Here is a 17,461-nt window from a genome sequence, read left to right as displayed (position 1 = left end):
CCGGGTTCCAGGGGTACGGCACTTTTGCTATGTGGTCTTCTGTCCGAGGCCCGTTGTCACAGGCAGCGCGTCACCAGAAGTGCGCCACGTCAAGGACCAGCCTTGAACCGGAGCCGGGCCCGTCCAGGGTGAACACCCTGAACGGAAGGCGGGCACGGACTCCCACGCCGATATTGGTGTAGCCCTCAAAGCTTCCGGCCCAGGCCACCTGTCGGAAGGTCTGGTAGTTGGAAACGTTGGAGAGTTCCGCCTGGTTGGCGGGGTTGTACGTGGGCTGCCCGCTGTCGGGGTTGTAGGCGGGTGCATTCACGGTCACCTGCAGCCGGGCACCCCCGCGGACCGGCACGGGGAACCCGGACCCGTCCTGGATCACCTGGGGTACGTACCGCACGGTATAGCCGGCAGCCGGACCGTCGAGGTCCACCACCATCCGGTCGAAGCAGTAGTGCTGCCCGGTGCGAACGTTGGTGACGGATGCCTTGCTGAACGTATTGTCAGACTTGGACATGGACCCCCAGACCAGTCCGCAATACGAGGTGGTTGCCGAGGCGGGCCCCGGAACCAGGATTCCCAGCCCGACGGCCATCAGGATGGCCGTGAGCCAGATAAAGAGTTTTTTCATTGTGGAGCCACCCAAGGAAGGAGCGGATTGGATAGCTCCAGATTAGGAGCGTGGAAGCCTCGAAACGAGGGCTGTAGCCGCTTCGGCACGGAACCGTTAGGGTGTCCGCGGCAGCATTACCGGGTCATAAAAAAAGGGCTGTTTCCGGGCCTTTCTTGACCTTTTCGGTGCCGTTTCTGCACCTCGCCGTTATCCGGATAACGACGGCGGCAGGAGACAAAAAGCGCCGGCCACCATGGCGGGCGGCCGGCGCAGGGATTGGAAGTCGGTGTCAGCCTTCGCAGTCGCGGCAGTACTTCATGCCGTTCTTCTCGCGGGCAACCTGGGACCGGTGGCGGACCAGGAAGCACGATGAGCAGGTGAACTCATCGGATTGTTCAGGAACAACAATGACCGTCAGTTCCTCGTTCGAAAGGTCCGCGCCGGGCAGGTCAATGCCTTCGGCGGTGTCGTTCTCGTCGACGTCGATGACCGCGGTTTGCGCGTTGCCGCCACGTGACGCCTGGAGAGCCTCCAACGAGTCAGCGGGAGTGTCTTCTTCCTGCTTGCGTGGGGCATCGTAATCGGTAGCCATAGCGTGTTCACTTTCGTTGCTGCGCAGCACCACTTCAGGCACCTCAGTGAAGCAGTTTAGGGCATGATCCCGCTAGCAAGCCAATAGTGTGTTCAACCAGACATGCCGTTCTGCTGCAGCGTGGATCCGGCATGGCTGCGCCGGGCATGGTCGCCTCCCACGGCCACCCCGCTCAGCGCGGGCAGCCAGGCCCAGCGGGAGGCATCAGCCATGGCATCCGCCTCCTGCCCGCCGCCGTCGTAGGTGGTTGCGCTAACGAACCACGCGCGGATCCGGCCGAGGAAGTTTGGTGTCATGCCTGCAAGCTACGCAGTGATTGTTGTGGGCGCGTTTCGCGCCCGTCTCACCCACATTAAGCCGTGGACCCGCCCGGATGATCCCCCTGGGGTGCCGGGGCAGTGTCCGATGCCGTGTCCGCCTGCGAGCGCTGCCGGCGGCTGAACAGGATGAAGGGAGCGGCGATCAGCTGGACTGCGCCTCCCACCGCCAGCGAAGCGGGGTAGCCGTAGAGGTCCGCCGTCCTGCCGAGGAGCGGCTGCACCACCACTCCGCCGGCAGAGCCCATCAAGGAATCGAAGCTGAGCACCGTTGCCCGCTGCTTCGAGGCAATCATGTCGTTCAGGTAGGCCTGCCGGACGGGGGTGCCTGCCGCACCCACTACTGCCCACAGGGCCAAAAGTACCAAGGCCAGCCAGAACGCGCTCGTGAACACCAGCATCACAAGGATCAGTGAGCTGACCAGGTTACTGCCCATCAGCACAGTGGTGCGTCTCCGCACGAGCCGCCGGATGCGCGGCGCCATCCATCCGCCCACAATGTCCGCTCCTGCCACCAGGGCCGCGGCCAGGCCGGCCACAGCGTAGGCTCGCGGGTCCCCAAAGAGCTGAAGCAGATAGGGCTGCAGGGCGTAGAAGACGTAGAAATTCACCCCTTCGGTGAATGGCGCAGCAAGCATTATGTACCTGACGGGCGGGTGCTTCAGTCCGCCATCCACGGAAGCCTTAAGGACGGCCCGGGTGGCCTTGAGCGGGTGCACCGACCGCTCTGGCGTGAAACCGACGTCGTGCATGAGCATAAAGGCCACCGCAAACATGGCAACCAGCACGCCCACCCGGAGCAGGAACGGCACGCCCAGGTTGGTGGCCTGGGCAATGACGCCGCCGGCCACGGAGCCGGCCAGCATGCCAACTCCAGTGACCATTTGCCCCCGTCCGAGCACGGTCTCCAGCCCGCCTTCGTATCCGGAGAACCGCAGGGCATCCACCAGCCAGGCCTCCACCGCACCCGAAAAAAAGGTGAAGCCGAGGCCCAGCAGGACAGAAACTGCCGCCCACCACCAGAACGGGGCCGAAAACTGCCACAGCAGGTAGTACAGAAAGGTGGACCCGGCCAGCATGACCGTCCCCAGCAGGAAGGAAACCCGGCGTCCCCAGCTGTCGGCAACCACTCCGGTGGGTACCTCGAAGAGCACCATCCCGGCAGTGAAGAAGGCGTTTGCGGCAAAGGCTTCCAGGTTGCTCAGCCCGGCATCCAGCAGGAAGAGGGTGTTGATGCCCCAGATGAACGAGGCTGCAAGGGTGTTTCCCAACGTCAGCGTCAGGTAGACGCGCTGGATCTTCAGAGCAGCGGCGTTCATGTCGGGGATGGCTAGGAGGGGCTGAAGCTGGCAGGCACAGGGTCGTGCCGCAGGTACCGGCGGCGGAAGCGCCCGGTACCTGCCGTTAAGGCCCTCAGGTCCACGGCGTACCGCAGAAGCTCCTGATCCGGGACTTCGGCGCTGATTTCGGTGAGGCCCTCACCGGAGGACGTGGTCCCGGTAAGCCGGCCGCGCCGGCCGGAAAGGTCGCTCATGACCGAGCCCACGTGCTCGTCCGCCACGGTAATGACGACGGCAGAAACTGGCTCCAGCAGCTGGATCCGCCCGGATGCCGCGGCCTCACGCAGTGCCAGTGCCCCCGCCGCCTGGAACGCTGCATCGGAGGAGTCCACGCTGTGTGCTTTCCCGCCAACGAGTGTCACCCGCAGGTCCACCACGGGAAAGCCCGCGCTCACTCCCTTTTCCATCTGGGCCCGCACACCCTTTTCGACGGACGGTATGAAGGTCCCGGGGACCACCCCGCCCACTGTCTTGTCCAGGAATTCGAATCCGGCGCCTCGGGGAAGCGGTTCCACCTCGATGTCACAAACGGCGTATTGTCCGTGGCCGCCGGACTGCTTGACGTGGCGGCCGTGCCCGGCCGCGGGGGATGCAAAGGTTTCCCGCAGGGGTGTCACCACGTCCACGGTGTGCAGTTTCACGCCCTGGTCGCGCAGCCTGTCCAGCACCACCTCGGCATGGGCCTCTCCCATGCACCACAGGACCAGCTGATGCGTTTCAGTATTCCGCTCCACCCGGAGCGTGGGATCACCGGCAGCAATCTTGCCGAGGCTGCGCGCCAGGGCATCCTCATCGCTGCGGGTGTCAGGTTCCACCGCCACCGGCAGCAGGGGCTCGGGCATGTCCCAGGTGGCCAGCAGGAGGGGCCGGTCGCGCCCCGAGATGGTGTCCCCCGTTTCGGCGCTTCCCAGCTTGGCAACCGCGCACATGTCTCCTGCAATGCTGAACGGCACTGGCCGCAGCGTGGCACCCAGCGGGGAGTAGAGGTGGGTGACGCGTTCGTCCGTGTCGTGGTCCTGGTGCCCGCGGTCAGCCAGCCCGTGACCGCCCACATGGACCGGGGCATCCTCCCTCAGGGTGCCGGAGAACACCCTGACCAAACAGATCCGGCCCAGGAACGGGTCGATGGAGGTCCGGACCACCTCCGCCGCGAGCGGTCCGGCCGGATCGCAGGACAGGGAGCCGGCAGGGGTCCCGGCCAGGTCCGTCGCCGCCGGCACCGTGACCTCCAGGGGTGACGGAAACGCACGGACCAGGACCTCCAGCAGTTCCGCGGTGCCCAGGCCGGTGACCGCGGAGGTGGAAAGGACAGGGAAGAAGGAACCGCGTTCGACGGCGGTTTCCAGGTCCGCGATCAGGACATCAGTGTCGATGGCCTCACCTTCCAGGTAGCGGTCCATCAAGGTCTCATCCTCGCTCTCGGCAATGATTCCCTCGATCAGCTCGCCCCGCGCCGGTTCCGATGCTGCCAGCTCTCCGGCGTCCGCTGCCCTGCTGGCGGTGGATTGTTCCCCCGACGAGTAATCGGTGACCGTCCCGGACAGCAGGCCCAGGAGGCCGGTGACCTCACCGCCGGTCCGCACGGGGACGTAAAGCGGCAGGACGCCGTCGCCGAACGCCTTCCGGCAGGCGGCCAGGACGCCGTCGTAATCTGCCCGGGGGTGGTCCATCCGCGTAATGGCGACGGCGCGGGGCAGCCCCATATGCTGGCACTCTCCCCAGAGCGCCGTAGTGGTGGCATCGATGCCGTCAACCGCGGAGACGACGAACAGGGCGGTGTCGGCGGCGCGCAGCCCCGCACGAAGCTCACCAATGAAATCCGGGTATCCCGGCGTATCCAGGAGATTGACTTTGATGCCGTCAATCAGCAGCGGCACCAGCGACAGGGTCACGGAGCGCTGCTGGTGCACGGCGGCGGGGTCAGAGTCGCTGACCGTCGTTCCGTCCGGAATGGATCCTTTGCGGGTGATCATGCCGTTGGCCGCGAGCAGCGCCTCGATCAGCATTGTTTTCCCGGCACCCGAATGGCCCACAAGTGCCACGTTCCGGATTCTGCCGGGCTCCTCGGCGGCGAGGCCGGCCGAGGCGTCTGCCCGGCGCCCTTCAGGTCCGTTCCGGCCGGACGCCGTCCTGGCTGAGTCCTTGGTGCCTTTGACCGACATGGGAACCTCCTGGCCTCTTTGCCATCCAACCGGGCTGAACGTGTCCTCTGATTCGACACCCTGAGCAGCGTCAGGGCAAGGGTCCTGCGGCCGCGGAACTACTTGCCGCGGGCTTTTCTGGTGGCGGCGTCGTTGGCCTTTTGGATGGCTTTGACCAACTCGTCCTTGTCCATTTTGGAGCGGCCCTTGACGTCCAGTTCCCTGGCAAGCTTGTAAAGATGGTCCTTGGAGGCGTTGGCGTTCACGCCGCCGGCGGTGGGCTCTGGGGACTTGATGCCTCCCTCCGCGCGCTTGTCCGACGGTCCCCGCTTTTCCTTGGGCTCCCAGTGGTCGCCCACCTTTTCATAGCTGTGTTTCAGGGAGGCGTAGGCCGCCCGGGCAGCCCTGCCCTCGTCGTTGTCGTAGCTCTCAAGGGCTGAATCGTAGGTCTTCGCGAACGTGTCCTGGGCTTTCTGCTCAGAGCGCTGCAGGGTTGAGGGGAGCTCTTCCTTGCGGGCGTGGTCGTTCTTGCCGGTCTTGGGCATGGCACCCACACTCCTTTTATCAGCAGGCTGATCATTCGGATGGGACCAGCTTAGCCGCTGACAGGGTGCGGGACCGGAAACTGTGGAGCCCCCTGTCGGATTCGAACCGACGACCCCCGCTTTACAAGAGCGGTGCTCTGGCCAACTGAGCTAAGGAGGCGTGCCCTAAAGGCAGGCGTCTGAAAGACGCTAGATAAGGTTAGCCCAACTGGTGCCGGTGGCAAAAAAGATGCCTGCAGACACGAGGCGGCCTTAACGCCGGCGGCCCGCTCCGGAAGAACCGGAACGGGCCGCCGCGGTGCAGTGGCCTTAGTCCTTGGCGTCGATTGCTGCCTGGATCTCGGCGTTCAGGTCCGAGGCGCCGTCCCACTGCTTGCCGTCGATGAAGACGGTCGGAGTGCCGGTGATGCCGGTGTTGGCTGCCAGTTCCGTGGAGTACTTGACGTAGGGGCGGAACGTCTTGTCGTCCACGCAGCTGTCGATGTCCGCACCGATGTCGCCGGCGAGGGACTTCAGCTTGTCGTCGGAGAGGCCAGCCCCGCCTTCCGCAGGCTGGTTGGCGAAGAGAACGTCAACGTATTCCGCGTACTTCTCGGGGGCTTTGTCAGCTACGCAGGCAGCAGCGTTGGCGGAACGCGAGGAGTAGTTGGTGCTGGACTGGCGGTCCAGGAAGCCCAGGGGCCGGTACTCCATGGAGATCTTGCCTTCATTGCGCAGGTTCTTCAGGGTTTCGCCGTAGGTCTCCTCGAAGCGCAGGCAGACCGGGCAGATGAAGTCGATGTACGCAATGACCTTGACCGGCTGTCCGGCCTCGGCTTCGGCCCCCGGTGCCACCACCGGGCTGGGCACCTGCTCAGGCTTGGTCAGCGTGGTGACGTCCACGGTGGCGGGCTCGGTCTTCTTCACCTCGGTGTTGGCCAGCAGCGTCACGCCGCCGTTGACATTGGCATTGGCGGGCACCGGCCCCTGGTCCGCGACAGGCGTGTTCTGGCGGATGCTGGTGGTCACCACCAGAGCAACAACGGCCAGGATGGCCACGACGGCGGCCACGATGCCCCAGCCGATCAGCAGTTTGTTGCGCTTGTCCTTCTTCAGCTGCGCCTCGCGGATCAGGCGCGCCTTCTCGCGCGCCTCCGCGGTGCGCTCCGTCTTGGACTTACGTACTTCGTTTGCGGGGCTCATGTGTTCCTTGGGTCGGTTGACGTTGGGGGACCACTTCGTGGCGACTTCCAATATTTTAGGGGAGAAAGCTGGGAGCTTGCGGTTTCAACCATCGGGACGCTTTGCCCGGACTTGACCAACGGACGAATAGCACGGAAGATTCCGTCCCGCTAGGGTGGGTTGAGAGCCACAAGCAACCCCAGGGGACCGCAATGCAAACACCCGTCCACGAAAAACACGACTCAACAGCTGCATCCGGCACCGCCGGCTCAGGTGAGGGCGGTGACACAAAGTACGAGTTCATGGTGGTGTCCAACCGGCTGCCGGTGGACCGCTGCGCTCCGGGCGAAAGCGGGGATGACGGGTCCGGCTGGCGCCGCTCCCCCGGCGGCCTGGTGACAGCCCTGGCTCCTATGATGACCAAGACCGACGGCGCCTGGGTGGGTTGGCACGGGGCGCCCGATGAGACCGTGACACCCTTCAGTCACGGCGGCATGGACCTGGTCCCGGTCCAGCTCAGCACCGATGACGTGGAGCTCTACTACGAGGGGTTTTCCAACGCCACACTGTGGCCGCTGTACCACGACGTCATAGCCCCGCCGGAGTTCCACCGGACCTGGTGGGATGCCTACCGCAAGGTCAACCAGAGGTTCGCGGACGCCGTGGTGCGCCATGCCGGCCAGGGCGCCACCGTGTGGGTGCAGGACTACCAACTCCAGCTGGTGCCGCGCATGCTCCGGGAGGCCAGGCCGGACCTCCGCATCGGTTTCTTCAACCACATCCCGTTCCCGCCGCCGGAAATCTTTGCCCAGCTGCCGTGGCGGCAGGCGATTATCGATGGACTCCTGGGCGCAGACCTGGTGGGCTTCCAGCGGCCCAGCGATGCCGGAAACTTCATGCGCTCGGCACGCCGGTTCCTGGGTGCCAGCGTGAAGCAGCAGCAGGTCCATGTCAAAGGCCATGACGGCCACGTCACCCACATTGCGCGGGCACAGGCCTTCCCCATCTCCATCGACGTTCAGCAGATCAGTGAGCTGGCCTCCAAGCCGGAGATCATCGAGCGGGCCCGCCAGATCCGCCACGATCTCGGGAACCCAAAAACCATCCTGCTCGGCGTTGACCGCCTTGATTACACCAAAGGCATCAGGCACCGGCTCAAGGCGTTCGAGGAGCTCCTGGCCGACGGCAAGCTGTCTGTCGGGGATGCCACCCTGATCCAGGTGGCCTCCCCCAGCCGTGAGCGCGTGGAACAGTACCGGCTCCTGCGCGAGGAGGTGGAGGGCACCGTGGGGCACATCAACGGCACCTACGACACCATCGAGAACACCGCCGTCCGCTACTTGCACCACAGCTATCCCGTGGAGGAAATGGTGGCCCTGTACCTCGCCGCGGACGTCATGCTGGTGACGGCCCTGCGCGACGGCATGAATCTGGTGGCCAAGGAATACGTCACGGCACGCACCAACAACGACGGCGCCCTGGTCCTGAGCGAGTTCGCCGGCGCCGCCGACCAGCTCAAGCAGGCCCTGCTGATGAATCCGCACGACATCGACGGGCTCAAGAGCGCGATCATGCGTGCAGTGGAACTGCCCCAGCGGGACGCGTCCCGGCGGATGCGGGCTATGCGCAAGCAGATCCTGGAACACGACGTGGACCACTGGTCCGCCGACTTCCTGCGCGCCCTCAACGAGAAGGTGGTCCGTGATGACTCCTGATGCCCGCCACGCGAAGCACCGTCTCAACCTGACACCCGAGCTCCGGGCAGCCATCCGCCGGATTGCCGCCACCGACCACCTGCTGGTGGCCTTGGACTTCGACGGGACCATGGCGCCCATCGTCGGCCATGCTGATGACGCCCGGCCGCTCCCGCGCTCGGCAGCCGCCTTCGCCGGTCTCGCAGTCCTTCCGCGGACGACGACGGCCCTCATCTCCGGCCGTGCCCTCGCCAGCCTGCGCGCGGTGGCTTCACCGCCCGTGGACACACTCCTTATCGGCAGCCACGGGGCCGAAGCATGGCTGGGCCCGGGATCAACCGGACTGACGCTGGATGCAGAGCAAAAGGTTCGCCTAGCCGAGGTCCGCGCCATCCTCGCGGACATCGTCAACGAGGCACCCGGCACGCTGCTCGAGGACAAGCCGGCCGGGGTGGTCCTGCATACCCGCCTCGCCGCCGACGACGTTGCCGCAGACGCCGTGGCGGCTGCACGGTCGCTGCTGCAGGACCGGCAGGGAGTCTTCCTTAAAGACGGCAAGCGGGTACTGGAGACCTCCGTGGTCAATACGTCCAAGGGTGAGGGCGTGACATTCCTTCGGCAGATCACGGGCGCCACTGCCGTGCTCTTCGCCGGTGACGACACCACGGACGAGGACGCCCTGGCGCGGCTTGAAGCCGGCGACGTCGGGGTCAAAGTGGGCCTTGATTTCACCCAGGCGGAACATCGGGTTGAGGCGCCTGTCCACGTGGCTGAACTGCTGGAGGTACTGCTGCAGGAACGAAGCCTGGCAGTGGCGGAGGAAGAGAACGGCATCGCACCGGAGTAGCCGATGCGAAAGGTCACATGTGATGTCCGTAACATTTGCGACCATTCCCGAAACATCTGACATACTCTTTCCTGTGATGTGGCGCACAAGAACCGTGCGGCGTCACTCGGTGCTCCTTAGCCTCGGCCAAGGGGCGCCAGCAGCAAAAAACTGAACAAACATGAACCATTCACAACGGATCGTCCGGCACGTACCTGCCGGTGAAGGGATTGATAACTGTGGCTACAGTTACTTTTGACAACGCTACGCGTTTGTACCCGGGCACAGATAAGCCCGCCGTCGATAAGCTCAACATCGACATCGCCGATGGCGAATTCCTGGTCCTCGTCGGACCCTCCGGTTGCGGTAAGTCCACCTCCCTGCGCATGCTCGCCGGCCTTGAGGACGTCAACGCAGGCCGGATCCTCATCGGTGACCGCGACGTCACGGACGTTCCGCCGAAGGACCGCGACATCGCGATGGTTTTCCAGAACTACGCGCTGTACCCGCACATGACTGTGGCCGATAACATGGGCTTCGCCCTGAAGATCGCAGGCGTCTCCAAGGAAGAGCGTGCCGAGCGTGTCCGCGAAGCTGCCAAGCTCCTTGACCTTGAGCAGTACCTGGACCGCAAGCCGAAGGCCCTCTCCGGCGGCCAGCGCCAGCGCGTTGCCATGGGCCGCGCCATTGTGCGTAACCCCCAGGTCTTCCTCATGGATGAGCCGCTGTCCAACCTGGACGCCAAGCTCCGTGTGCAGACCCGTACGCAGATCGCATCCCTGACCCGCCGCCTCGGTGTCACCACCGTCTACGTGACCCACGACCAGGTTGAGGCCATGACCATGGGTGACCGCGTGGCCGTGCTGAAGGACGGCCTGCTGCAGCAGGTCGACACCCCGCGCAACCTGTACGACCGCCCCAAGAACGTCTTCGTTGCCGGCTTCATTGGCTCCCCCGCCATGAACCTGCTGGAACTGCCCGTCGTCGATGGCGGCGTCCAGTTCGGCGGCACTGTCTACCCTGTGCCGCGCGACGTCCTCGAAGAGGCACACGGCTCCACCGTCACCCTGGGCAGCCGTCCGGAAGACCTGGAGACCGCTCCGCACGGCGATGGCCTGAAGGTGGAGGTCGACGTCGTCGAAGAGCTCGGCGCTGACGCCTACGTCTACGGCCACACCACGCTTGACGGCAAGGACCACGACATTGTGGCACGCGTCGACGGCCGCCGCCCCCCGATGAAGGGCGAGTCGATCTACGTCCGTCCGCAGTCGGGCCACGTGCACCTGTTCGACACCAAGACCGGCCTGCGCCTGGGCGACTGATCCCCCCGGCACCCTAACCTCGCTTCGCTGCGGCCAGGGAACCCTGCCGGGGTGGCCCGTGGTTAGCGACGGCGGCCTCCTTACTGGATGGCCGCCGTCGGCCTTTTAACGTGCCTGCCAAAGATTTAGCCGGCCAGCCCCAAGTACGGAAGAATTGAGCCATGACCGAGGAATACAGCGCCCAGTGGCACGACGAACCCACCGACTATGCGCAGATCGGCAAGCTACCGCGGTACGTGGCCGCAAGTGTCGACGACGGCAAGGCCGCCCCGGTCGCCAGCTCCCTGAACATCACGGCCGCAGCGGCGGACCCAGAGCTCCTGGACCTGCCGTGGCACATTGCCCTGGAGGACTGGCCCGCGGAGAACCTGGCCGCCCTTCCCCGCGGCATTTCCCGCCACATTGTGCGTTTCGCCCATCTTGGCGGTTCCGTTATCGCCATCAAGGAAACCTCTGAACACGTGGCACGGCACGAATACCATATGCTCCGCAAGCTGGCGCGGCTGGACGTTCCCTGCGTGGAACCGGTGGCCGTGATCACGGGCCGCACCACCCCGGACGGCCGCCCCCTCAACCCCGTGCTGGTCACCAGGCACCTGAAGTTCTCCATGCCGTACCGCGCCCTGTTCTCCCAGATGCTCCGCAAGGACACCCTGACCCGCCTCATTGACGCCCAGGCGCTGCTGCTGGTGCGGCTGCACCTCATTGGCTTTTACTGGGGCGACGTGTCCCTGTCCAACACACTGTTCAGGCGCGACGCCGGCGCCTTCGCCGCATACCTGGTGGACGCGGAAACCGGGGAGCTCTATCCGGACCTGTCCACTGGCCAGCGCGAATACGACCTGGAAATTGCCCGGGTCAACATCGCCGGGGAACTGATGGATCTGCTGGACGGCGGGCTGATCGAGGAAAAGGTGGACCCGGTGGCCACCAGCGAGCTGATCATGGACAGCTACCGCAGGCTGTGGGCCGAGCTGACCGAGAAGGAGTCGTTCGAACTCGGCGAGCGCTGGCGCGTGAGCGCCCGGATCCGGCGCCTCAACGAACTCGGCTTCGACGTCGAGGAGTACGCCATCAAGACCACTCAGAACGGCTCAACTATCCAGCTGCAGCCCAAAGTGGTTGACGCCGGGCATCACATGCGCCGCCTGCTGCGGTTGACCGGCATCGACGCGCAGGAGAACCAGGCCCGGCGCCTCCTCAATGACATGGACTCCTTCCGGGCGGACAACTACCCGGACATGGACGAGGAATACAGCGCCCACCTCTGGGTCAGCCAGATCTTCGAACCGATTGTCCGTTCCATTCCCCGCGACCTCGCCGGCAAGCTGGAGCCCGCGGAAGTGGTGCACGAAGTCCTGGAACACCGCTGGTACATGTCCGAAAAGCAGGAGCGGCACATTCCGCTGGCGGAGGCCGTGCAGTCCTACATCGACTCCATCCTGCGGCACCGCCGGGACGAGGCCGCCATCATGCTGAACCCCGACACCGAACTCCTCAAGATCCTCGAGGTGGAGAGGGAGGAATCCCGCTACGGCGCGGACGAGTCCATTGACGAGTACCCCGACGCGGATGACTGACCTTTTTGCCTTGGATCTGCGCTAGATCGCCTTCCCCGGGTTCAGGATGCCCGCCGGATCGAACAGTTCCTTGATCCTGCGCTGCAGTTCCATGATTGGCTCCGGCTGCTCCTGGCCCAGCCACCGCAGCTTGTACTGCCCCACCCCGTGCTCGCCGGTAATGGTCCCGCCCATCGCCAGTGCAGCGGTAATGGACTCATCCAAGACCTGCTGCAGCCGTTCCATCGCGCCTGCCTCCACGCTGTTGCCGGTGCGGTCGATCCAGAAGGTGGGGTGCAGGTTGCCGTCGCCGGCGTGCGCCACCACTTTAAGGTGCACTTCATGCTTGGCAGCCATGACCTCCAGGGCTGCAACGTAATCCACCAGCCGGGACCGCGGAACGGCGACGTCCTCACCCACGCGGTATTCGTCATCGACTTCAACTCCCCTGCTGTGCCGGCGCAACTCCACCAGCCGTTCAGCCTCGGCACTGGCTTCAGTAGTAACCGTTGCCCCGCCGGCATGCAGGACATCGCGCACCACCTGGGCCTCGGCAGCGGCACCGAACCCATCGGTTTGGACCAGGAGCAGGGAGCCGCCGCGGGTGGTGAGGTCGGAGCCATGGATGTCGTCCAGCTGGGCCAGGGTGCCGCCGTCGAGCAGTTCCATGATGGCGGGCTGGACGCGGGCCTTGCCCACCGCGAGGACGCCCGCGGCGGCCAGGCGGAAATCCGGGTAAAAGGCGGCGACGGTGTGCACCTCGCGCGGAAGGTATTTCAGGCGCACGGTCACCCCCACCACGATGCCCAGCGTCCCCTCGGACCCAACAAAAAGCCCGGTGAGGTCGTAGCCGGCCACGCCCTTGAAAGTCTGATGCCCGGTGTGGATCAGCGAGCCGTCGGCCAGCACCACGTCGACTGCCAGGACGGAATCCCTGGTCACTCCGTACTTTGCGCAACGCAGCCCGCCGGCGTTGGTGGCCACGTTCCCGCCGATGGTGGAGCTGCGGAAACTTGCAGGGTCTGGCGCATACATCAGCCCATGCACCGCGGCTGCCTCGTTGAGGACGGCATTGACCACGCCCGGCTCCGCCACGGCTGTCTCATCGTCGGGATTGAGGGCGAGGATGCGGTCCATGCGTTCAAGGGACAGGATGATGCAGTTCCTGGTGGCGTGCGCACCGCCGGACACTCCCGTCCCGGCACCGCGGGCCACGATGGCGACACCGCTGCCACGGCAGGCACGGACCACGGCCTGGACGTCCGCAACTGATTCGGGAAAGACCACCGCCAGGGGCAGTTGGAAGTCGATAACAGGCGCCTGGTCCACTGCATAGCGACGGAGTGCGGTCTCCGCCGCATCCACCTGCCCGGGCGCCAGGATCTCCTCCAGCTCCTCAACAATGCTTCCCACCAAACCTCCATCCGTCGTCGCACGTGTTTCTCCAGTCTAGGGCCGGGCTCGTTGCTGCCGCCTTGGAACAGCCTCGGGGCGTTACGCTACCAAGGCCAGGAGGAGCTATCTTCTGCAAGCGCTTCCAGCTTCTGACCAGCAACTTCTCTACATCGGCCGTTGTAAAGGCAGTTGGGCTGCTGGAAGCGTTTTCATTTTTGAGCTCCAGCACGTCTAAGCTTGCAGACATGTCTGTCGAAACTGTGACTCCCGGCACTTCCGTGCGCTCTGGACCGCTGACCTTGATCCACGATGCGGACAAGCTCCCGGGCTGGTGGCGCTCCGCCGTCATTTACCAGGTGTACCCGCGGTCGTTCCGTGACCTCAACGGCGACGGCGTGGGAGACCTTGCGGGCATCACCGAGGAACTGCCCCACCTGGCGGACCTCGGTGTTGATGCAGTCTGGCTCTCCCCTTTCTTCCGCTCGCCGCAGCGCGACGCGGGCTATGACGTCAGCGACTATTGCGACGTGGACCCGATCTTTGGCACCCTGGGTGACTTCGACGTCATGATGGCCGAATCCCACCGGCTCGGGCTCCGCGTCATTGTGGACCTGGTTCCCAACCACTGCTCCGACCTGCACCCGCTGTTCCAGGCCGCCTTGGCGGCGCCCGCCGGCAGCCCTGAGCGGGACATGTTCATCTTTCGGGACGGCAATGGCCCTGAAGGCCAGGAACCGCCGAACAACTGGCAGTCCCATTTCGGCGGGCCGGCCTGGACGCGGGTGACCGGACCTGACGGACAGCCGGGCCAGTGGTACCTCCACCTCTTCGATTCCTCGCAGCCGGACTTCAACTGGGACAACCCTGCCGTGCACGAGGAGTTCCAGCGCATTCTCCGCTTCTGGCTGGACCGCGGCGTTTCGGGGTTCCGGGTGGACGTGGCGCATGCCCTGGTCAAGGCCCCCGGGCTTCCCGAATGGGGCGGCCGGGCCGACGGCGGGAGTTCAGACGGCTTCCCCGGACATGAAGCCCCCATGTTCGGGCAGCCCGCCATCCACGACATCTACCGTTCCTGGCGCCAAATACTCGACGGCTACGGACCGGACCGCATTCTCTGTGCCGAAGCAAGCGTTGACCTCGAGCGCCTCGCACACTGGGTCCGGCCTGACGAGATGCACCAGGCCTTCAACTTCCCGTACCTGCACGCCGGGCTGGACGTGTACCGGCTGCGCTCGGTCATCACTGATTCCCTGACGGTCCTGGACGGCGTCGGAGCGCCGAGCACCTGGGTGCTTTCCAACCACGACGTCGTCCGGCATGCGAGCCGCTTCGGCTACAACGGGCAGGGGCCGCGGGACGGCGACGGCATCGGCCCGGCGGATCCCCAGCCGGACACAGCCCTGGGCCGACGCCGGGCAGCGGCGGCGTCTCTGTTCATGCTAGGGCTTCCGGGCGCGGCCTACCTTTACCAGGGAGAGGAGCTGGGGCTGCCGGATGGTACCGACGTTCCCGGGCACCTGCGGCAGGACCCCACCTTTGCCAGGACCGGAGGCGCACGGCTGGGCCGGGACGGCTGCCGGATTCCCCTCCCGTGGCGCGCCGGTGGGCGGCACCTCGGATTCGGCGACGGCGAGGACCCCTGGCTGCCGCTGCCCGCTTCCTTTGAAGGACTGGCGCGGGACCTGCAGGCCGCTTCGCCGTCGTCGCACCTTTCGCTTTACCGTGACGTACTGGCCCTGCGTCGGGAACTGGAGCTGGGCAGGGGGTCGCTGGCGTGGGCCGAAAACTGGTGCTCGGATTGGTCACTGGCATACCTCAACGGCACTACCCTGGTGCTAATGAACCTCAACCATGAGCCGCTGGCTATGCCCGCCGGGCGGGTCCTCATCCGGAGCATCAGGACAGGCTCCGAGGGTGTGCTCGAATCCGGTGAGGCCGCCTGGATCGAGCTTGCGTCGGAAGAGCCAGCAGACTGACGTGGCCGGGATTAAGGAGGTCGCGGACAGGGCAGGCCTGTCCGTTGCCACGGTCTCCAGGGCGCTCAGCGGCAAATCAAACGTGTCCTCAAAGAGCCGCAGACTGGCCCAGGAAGCGGCCCGTGAATTGGGCTTTGTGCCCTCCTACCACGCGGCCAGCCTTGCCTCCGGACGGAACCACAACATCGGCCTGGTGGTTCCGTCCATCCACCGCTGGTACTTTTCATCGGTCCTGGAAGGCGTTTCAGAAACCCTCTTGGACGCCGGCTACGACCTGACGCTTTACAACGTAGGCGACCAGCCCGGACGCCGGCGCAGCGTCCTCAACGATTTCCTCCTGCGGAAGCGGCTGGATGCAGTCATCGCCGTGGCCCTGGTGCTCAGCGACGACGAGATCCAGCAGCTGCTGGCCATCCACCGACCCCTCGTGGGAATCGGCGGCACATTGCCCGGCGCCTCGACCATCAGGATCGACGACGAAAGGCTGGCCAGGCAGGCCACCGAACATCTCATCCGCCTTGGGCATACGCGCATAGCCCACCTGACTGGCGACGCAGACCTCAACCAGGACTTCAAGCTGCCCGGCATCCGACAGCAGGGATTTCATGCGGCGATGAACGCTGCCGGACTGGAAGTGCGCCCTGAGTGGCACATTACCGCCGATTTCACCGTCCAGGGCGCCTACACCGCCGCCCGCAGACTGCTGGCAACCGCCGCAGAACGTCCTACGGCCGTCTTTGCCGCCTCTGACGAAATGGCGGTTGGCGCCATACTCGCCGCCCGGGACTTTGGGTTGCAGGTGCCGCAGGATCTGTCCGTGGTGGGGATGGATGGACACGAACTGGGCGAAACCTTCGGGCTCACCACTATCAATCAGGATCCACGCGGCCAAGGGGTACTGGCGGCCAGGACGGCACTCGCTTCCCTCGACCCTGCCAGGATGACTTCCGACGGCGGCGGTGCTGCTGTACCCCAAGGATCCCATCAGGAGTACCCCACAGAGTTCGTCGTCAGGACGAGCACCGCCGTCCCGCCTCCCGGCGCAGCGGCAGGGGCCTGACGGCGCAGCCTGTACCGGCCGCCCATGGCCCTGGGAAACCTGCAAAGCATTTCCGGGCAGATACTCCGGAAGAGCTGCCAGTCCTTTACAGCCAGCCGGGCGGATCCTCAGGTTTCCGGTGAAGCTGCGGCAGCACTGCCGGGGGCTGGAGACTCCTTATCGGCCTTCTGCTGAATCGATAGCGCCCATGAAACGGGCGTATGCGGCAAGGATCTGGGGCCAGGCCTGGACGTACTTGGCACGGGTGGCAGCGGGGTCCTCGGCCCCCTCCCATCCCTCATGTAACACTCGAACCTCCGCACCCTCCTCCACCGGCCGGAAGACGACGAGAAGCTCGGTAGACCAGAGTGCGGTGGAACCGGGATGCCAGACTGCGTGGAAGGACAACGGAGGCTGCCAGTCATCCAGGGTGCCCCAGATGGTGGTCCGGCCGTCGTCTGCCGTTTCCAGGATGAGGTTCTCCTCAAACTCCACGTAGGAGTCAGCACCGTAAACGCCGTATGTTTCCAGCGGCCACCACAGGTGCGTGTGATCCGTGAAGCCGGCAAAAGCGTGCGCCACACTGCCCGGTACCACTACGGTGTTGACTACCGGGTCTAGGATCCCCAACGCAGACTGGTCATCGCGCTCGGCCGGATCCTGCGCATGGCTGAAGAGGCTGCTCATGTTGCTCAACCTTACCGCCCGAGCCCCTTCGCGTCCTGCAGCCTCTCCCCCGACGCCCTATCACCTGATGTCGCTTTCCCCCCGACGCTCTATCAGTTGGTGTGGGGGTTTCGCCGGACGCTCTATCAGTTGGGGTGGGTTTCGCCGGACGCTTGTGCGGGTGCGGGGGTGTTCGACGGCGGGTGCCCACCGCGGTGTCCGGGTGCGGATGGTGAGAGAGGGTCCCTTGGGAAGGGCGCGTTGAGTGAGAGAGGATCCCGGGG

At 65.2% G+C, this 17,461-nt stretch carries 15 protein-coding genes and 1 tRNA gene; 6 read left to right on the top strand and 10 right to left on the bottom strand.

Features of this window, described 5'->3' with window-relative positions; genetic code table 11:
• Positions 1-70: 70 nt before the first annotated feature.
• The 8 genes from FDW81_RS17385 to FDW81_RS17350 form a co-directional block, all read right to left on the bottom strand.
• Positions 71-622: a hypothetical protein gene (locus FDW81_RS17385; protein ID WP_138135459.1), complete on the bottom strand. Its 552-nt coding sequence runs from the start codon at positions 620-622 to the stop codon at positions 71-73.
• Positions 623-893: 271 nt separating this feature from the next.
• Entirely contained in the window at positions 894-1,196 is a 303-nt protein-coding gene (locus tag FDW81_RS17380) for a DUF4193 domain-containing protein (RefSeq protein WP_041652542.1), read from the bottom strand.
• 92 nt (positions 1,197-1,288) lie between these two features.
• Entirely contained in the window at positions 1,289-1,492 is a 204-nt protein-coding gene (locus tag FDW81_RS17375) for a hypothetical protein (RefSeq protein WP_138135458.1), read from the bottom strand.
• 56 nt (positions 1,493-1,548) lie between these two features.
• On the bottom strand, positions 1,549-2,832 hold the full coding sequence (locus FDW81_RS17370) for an MFS transporter (protein ID WP_138135457.1): 1,284 nt from the start codon (positions 2,830-2,832) through the stop codon (positions 1,549-1,551).
• An 11-nt stretch (positions 2,833-2,843) separates the two neighbouring features.
• Complete coding sequence (locus FDW81_RS17365) at positions 2,844-5,015, bottom strand: elongation factor G-like protein EF-G2 (protein WP_138135456.1); 2,172 nt, start codon at positions 5,013-5,015, stop codon at positions 2,844-2,846.
• A gap of 98 nt (positions 5,016-5,113) precedes the next feature.
• The gene (locus FDW81_RS17360; protein WP_138135455.1) at positions 5,114-5,539 is read right to left on the bottom strand and encodes a ChaB family protein; all 426 of its coding nucleotides are present in this window, start codon (positions 5,537-5,539) and stop codon (positions 5,114-5,116) included.
• Positions 5,540-5,622: 83 nt separating this feature from the next.
• A tRNA-Thr gene (locus FDW81_RS17355) sits at positions 5,623-5,699 on the bottom strand.
• 149 nt (positions 5,700-5,848) lie between these two features.
• Positions 5,849-6,721: a thioredoxin domain-containing protein gene (locus FDW81_RS17350; RefSeq protein WP_138135454.1), complete on the bottom strand. Its 873-nt coding sequence runs from the start codon at positions 6,719-6,721 to the stop codon at positions 5,849-5,851.
• Between the two features lie 191 nt (positions 6,722-6,912).
• Here FDW81_RS17350 and FDW81_RS17345 point away from each other — a divergent pair, with 191 nt between their 5' ends.
• The 4 genes from FDW81_RS17345 to FDW81_RS17330 all read left to right on the top strand — a co-directional run bounded on the left by FDW81_RS17345 (position 6,913) and on the right by FDW81_RS17330 (position 12,122).
• Positions 6,913-8,415: a trehalose-6-phosphate synthase gene (locus tag FDW81_RS17345; protein ID WP_138135453.1), complete on the top strand. Its 1,503-nt coding sequence runs from the start codon at positions 6,913-6,915 to the stop codon at positions 8,413-8,415.
• A complete protein-coding gene (gene otsB, locus FDW81_RS17340) occupies positions 8,405-9,241 on the top strand; it encodes a trehalose-phosphatase (protein WP_138135452.1) in 837 nt (278 codons plus the stop codon). The genes FDW81_RS17345 and otsB overlap by 11 nt, the downstream gene beginning before the upstream one ends.
• A gap of 218 nt (positions 9,242-9,459) precedes the next feature.
• Positions 9,460-10,542, top strand: a complete 1,083-nt coding sequence (locus tag FDW81_RS17335) for an ABC transporter ATP-binding protein (RefSeq protein WP_138135451.1) — start codon at positions 9,460-9,462, stop codon at positions 10,540-10,542.
• A gap of 161 nt (positions 10,543-10,703) precedes the next feature.
• The gene (locus FDW81_RS17330) at positions 10,704-12,122 is read left to right on the top strand and encodes a DUF4032 domain-containing protein (RefSeq protein ID WP_138135450.1); all 1,419 of its coding nucleotides are present in this window, start codon (positions 10,704-10,706) and stop codon (positions 12,120-12,122) included.
• 21 nt (positions 12,123-12,143) lie between these two features.
• Here the strand turns inward: FDW81_RS17330 and FDW81_RS17325 are convergent, their stop codons facing one another.
• Entirely contained in the window at positions 12,144-13,514 is a 1,371-nt protein-coding gene (locus tag FDW81_RS17325) for an FAD-binding oxidoreductase (RefSeq protein ID WP_138135449.1), read from the bottom strand.
• 227 nt (positions 13,515-13,741) lie between these two features.
• On the opposite strand from FDW81_RS17325, the gene FDW81_RS17320 reads away from it, so the two are divergent.
• Both FDW81_RS17320 and FDW81_RS17315 read left to right on the top strand, forming a co-directional pair.
• A complete protein-coding gene (locus tag FDW81_RS17320; RefSeq protein ID WP_138135448.1) occupies positions 13,742-15,472 on the top strand; it encodes a glycoside hydrolase family 13 protein in 1,731 nt (576 codons plus the stop codon).
• 1 nt (position 15,473) lies between these two features.
• Positions 15,474-16,532, top strand: a complete 1,059-nt coding sequence (locus FDW81_RS17315) for a LacI family DNA-binding transcriptional regulator (protein ID WP_138135447.1) — start codon at positions 15,474-15,476, stop codon at positions 16,530-16,532.
• 156 nt (positions 16,533-16,688) lie between these two features.
• Here the strand turns inward: FDW81_RS17315 and FDW81_RS17310 are convergent, their stop codons facing one another.
• Positions 16,689-17,198, bottom strand: a complete 510-nt coding sequence (locus FDW81_RS17310; protein WP_138135446.1) for a hypothetical protein — start codon at positions 17,196-17,198, stop codon at positions 16,689-16,691.
• Positions 17,199-17,461 lie beyond the last annotated feature (263 nt).

The organism is Pseudarthrobacter sp. NamB4, from assembly GCF_005796185.1.
GTDB lineage: Bacteria > Actinomycetota > Actinomycetes > Actinomycetales > Micrococcaceae > Arthrobacter.
This window is presented reverse-complemented; position numbering and strand designations above follow the sequence as displayed.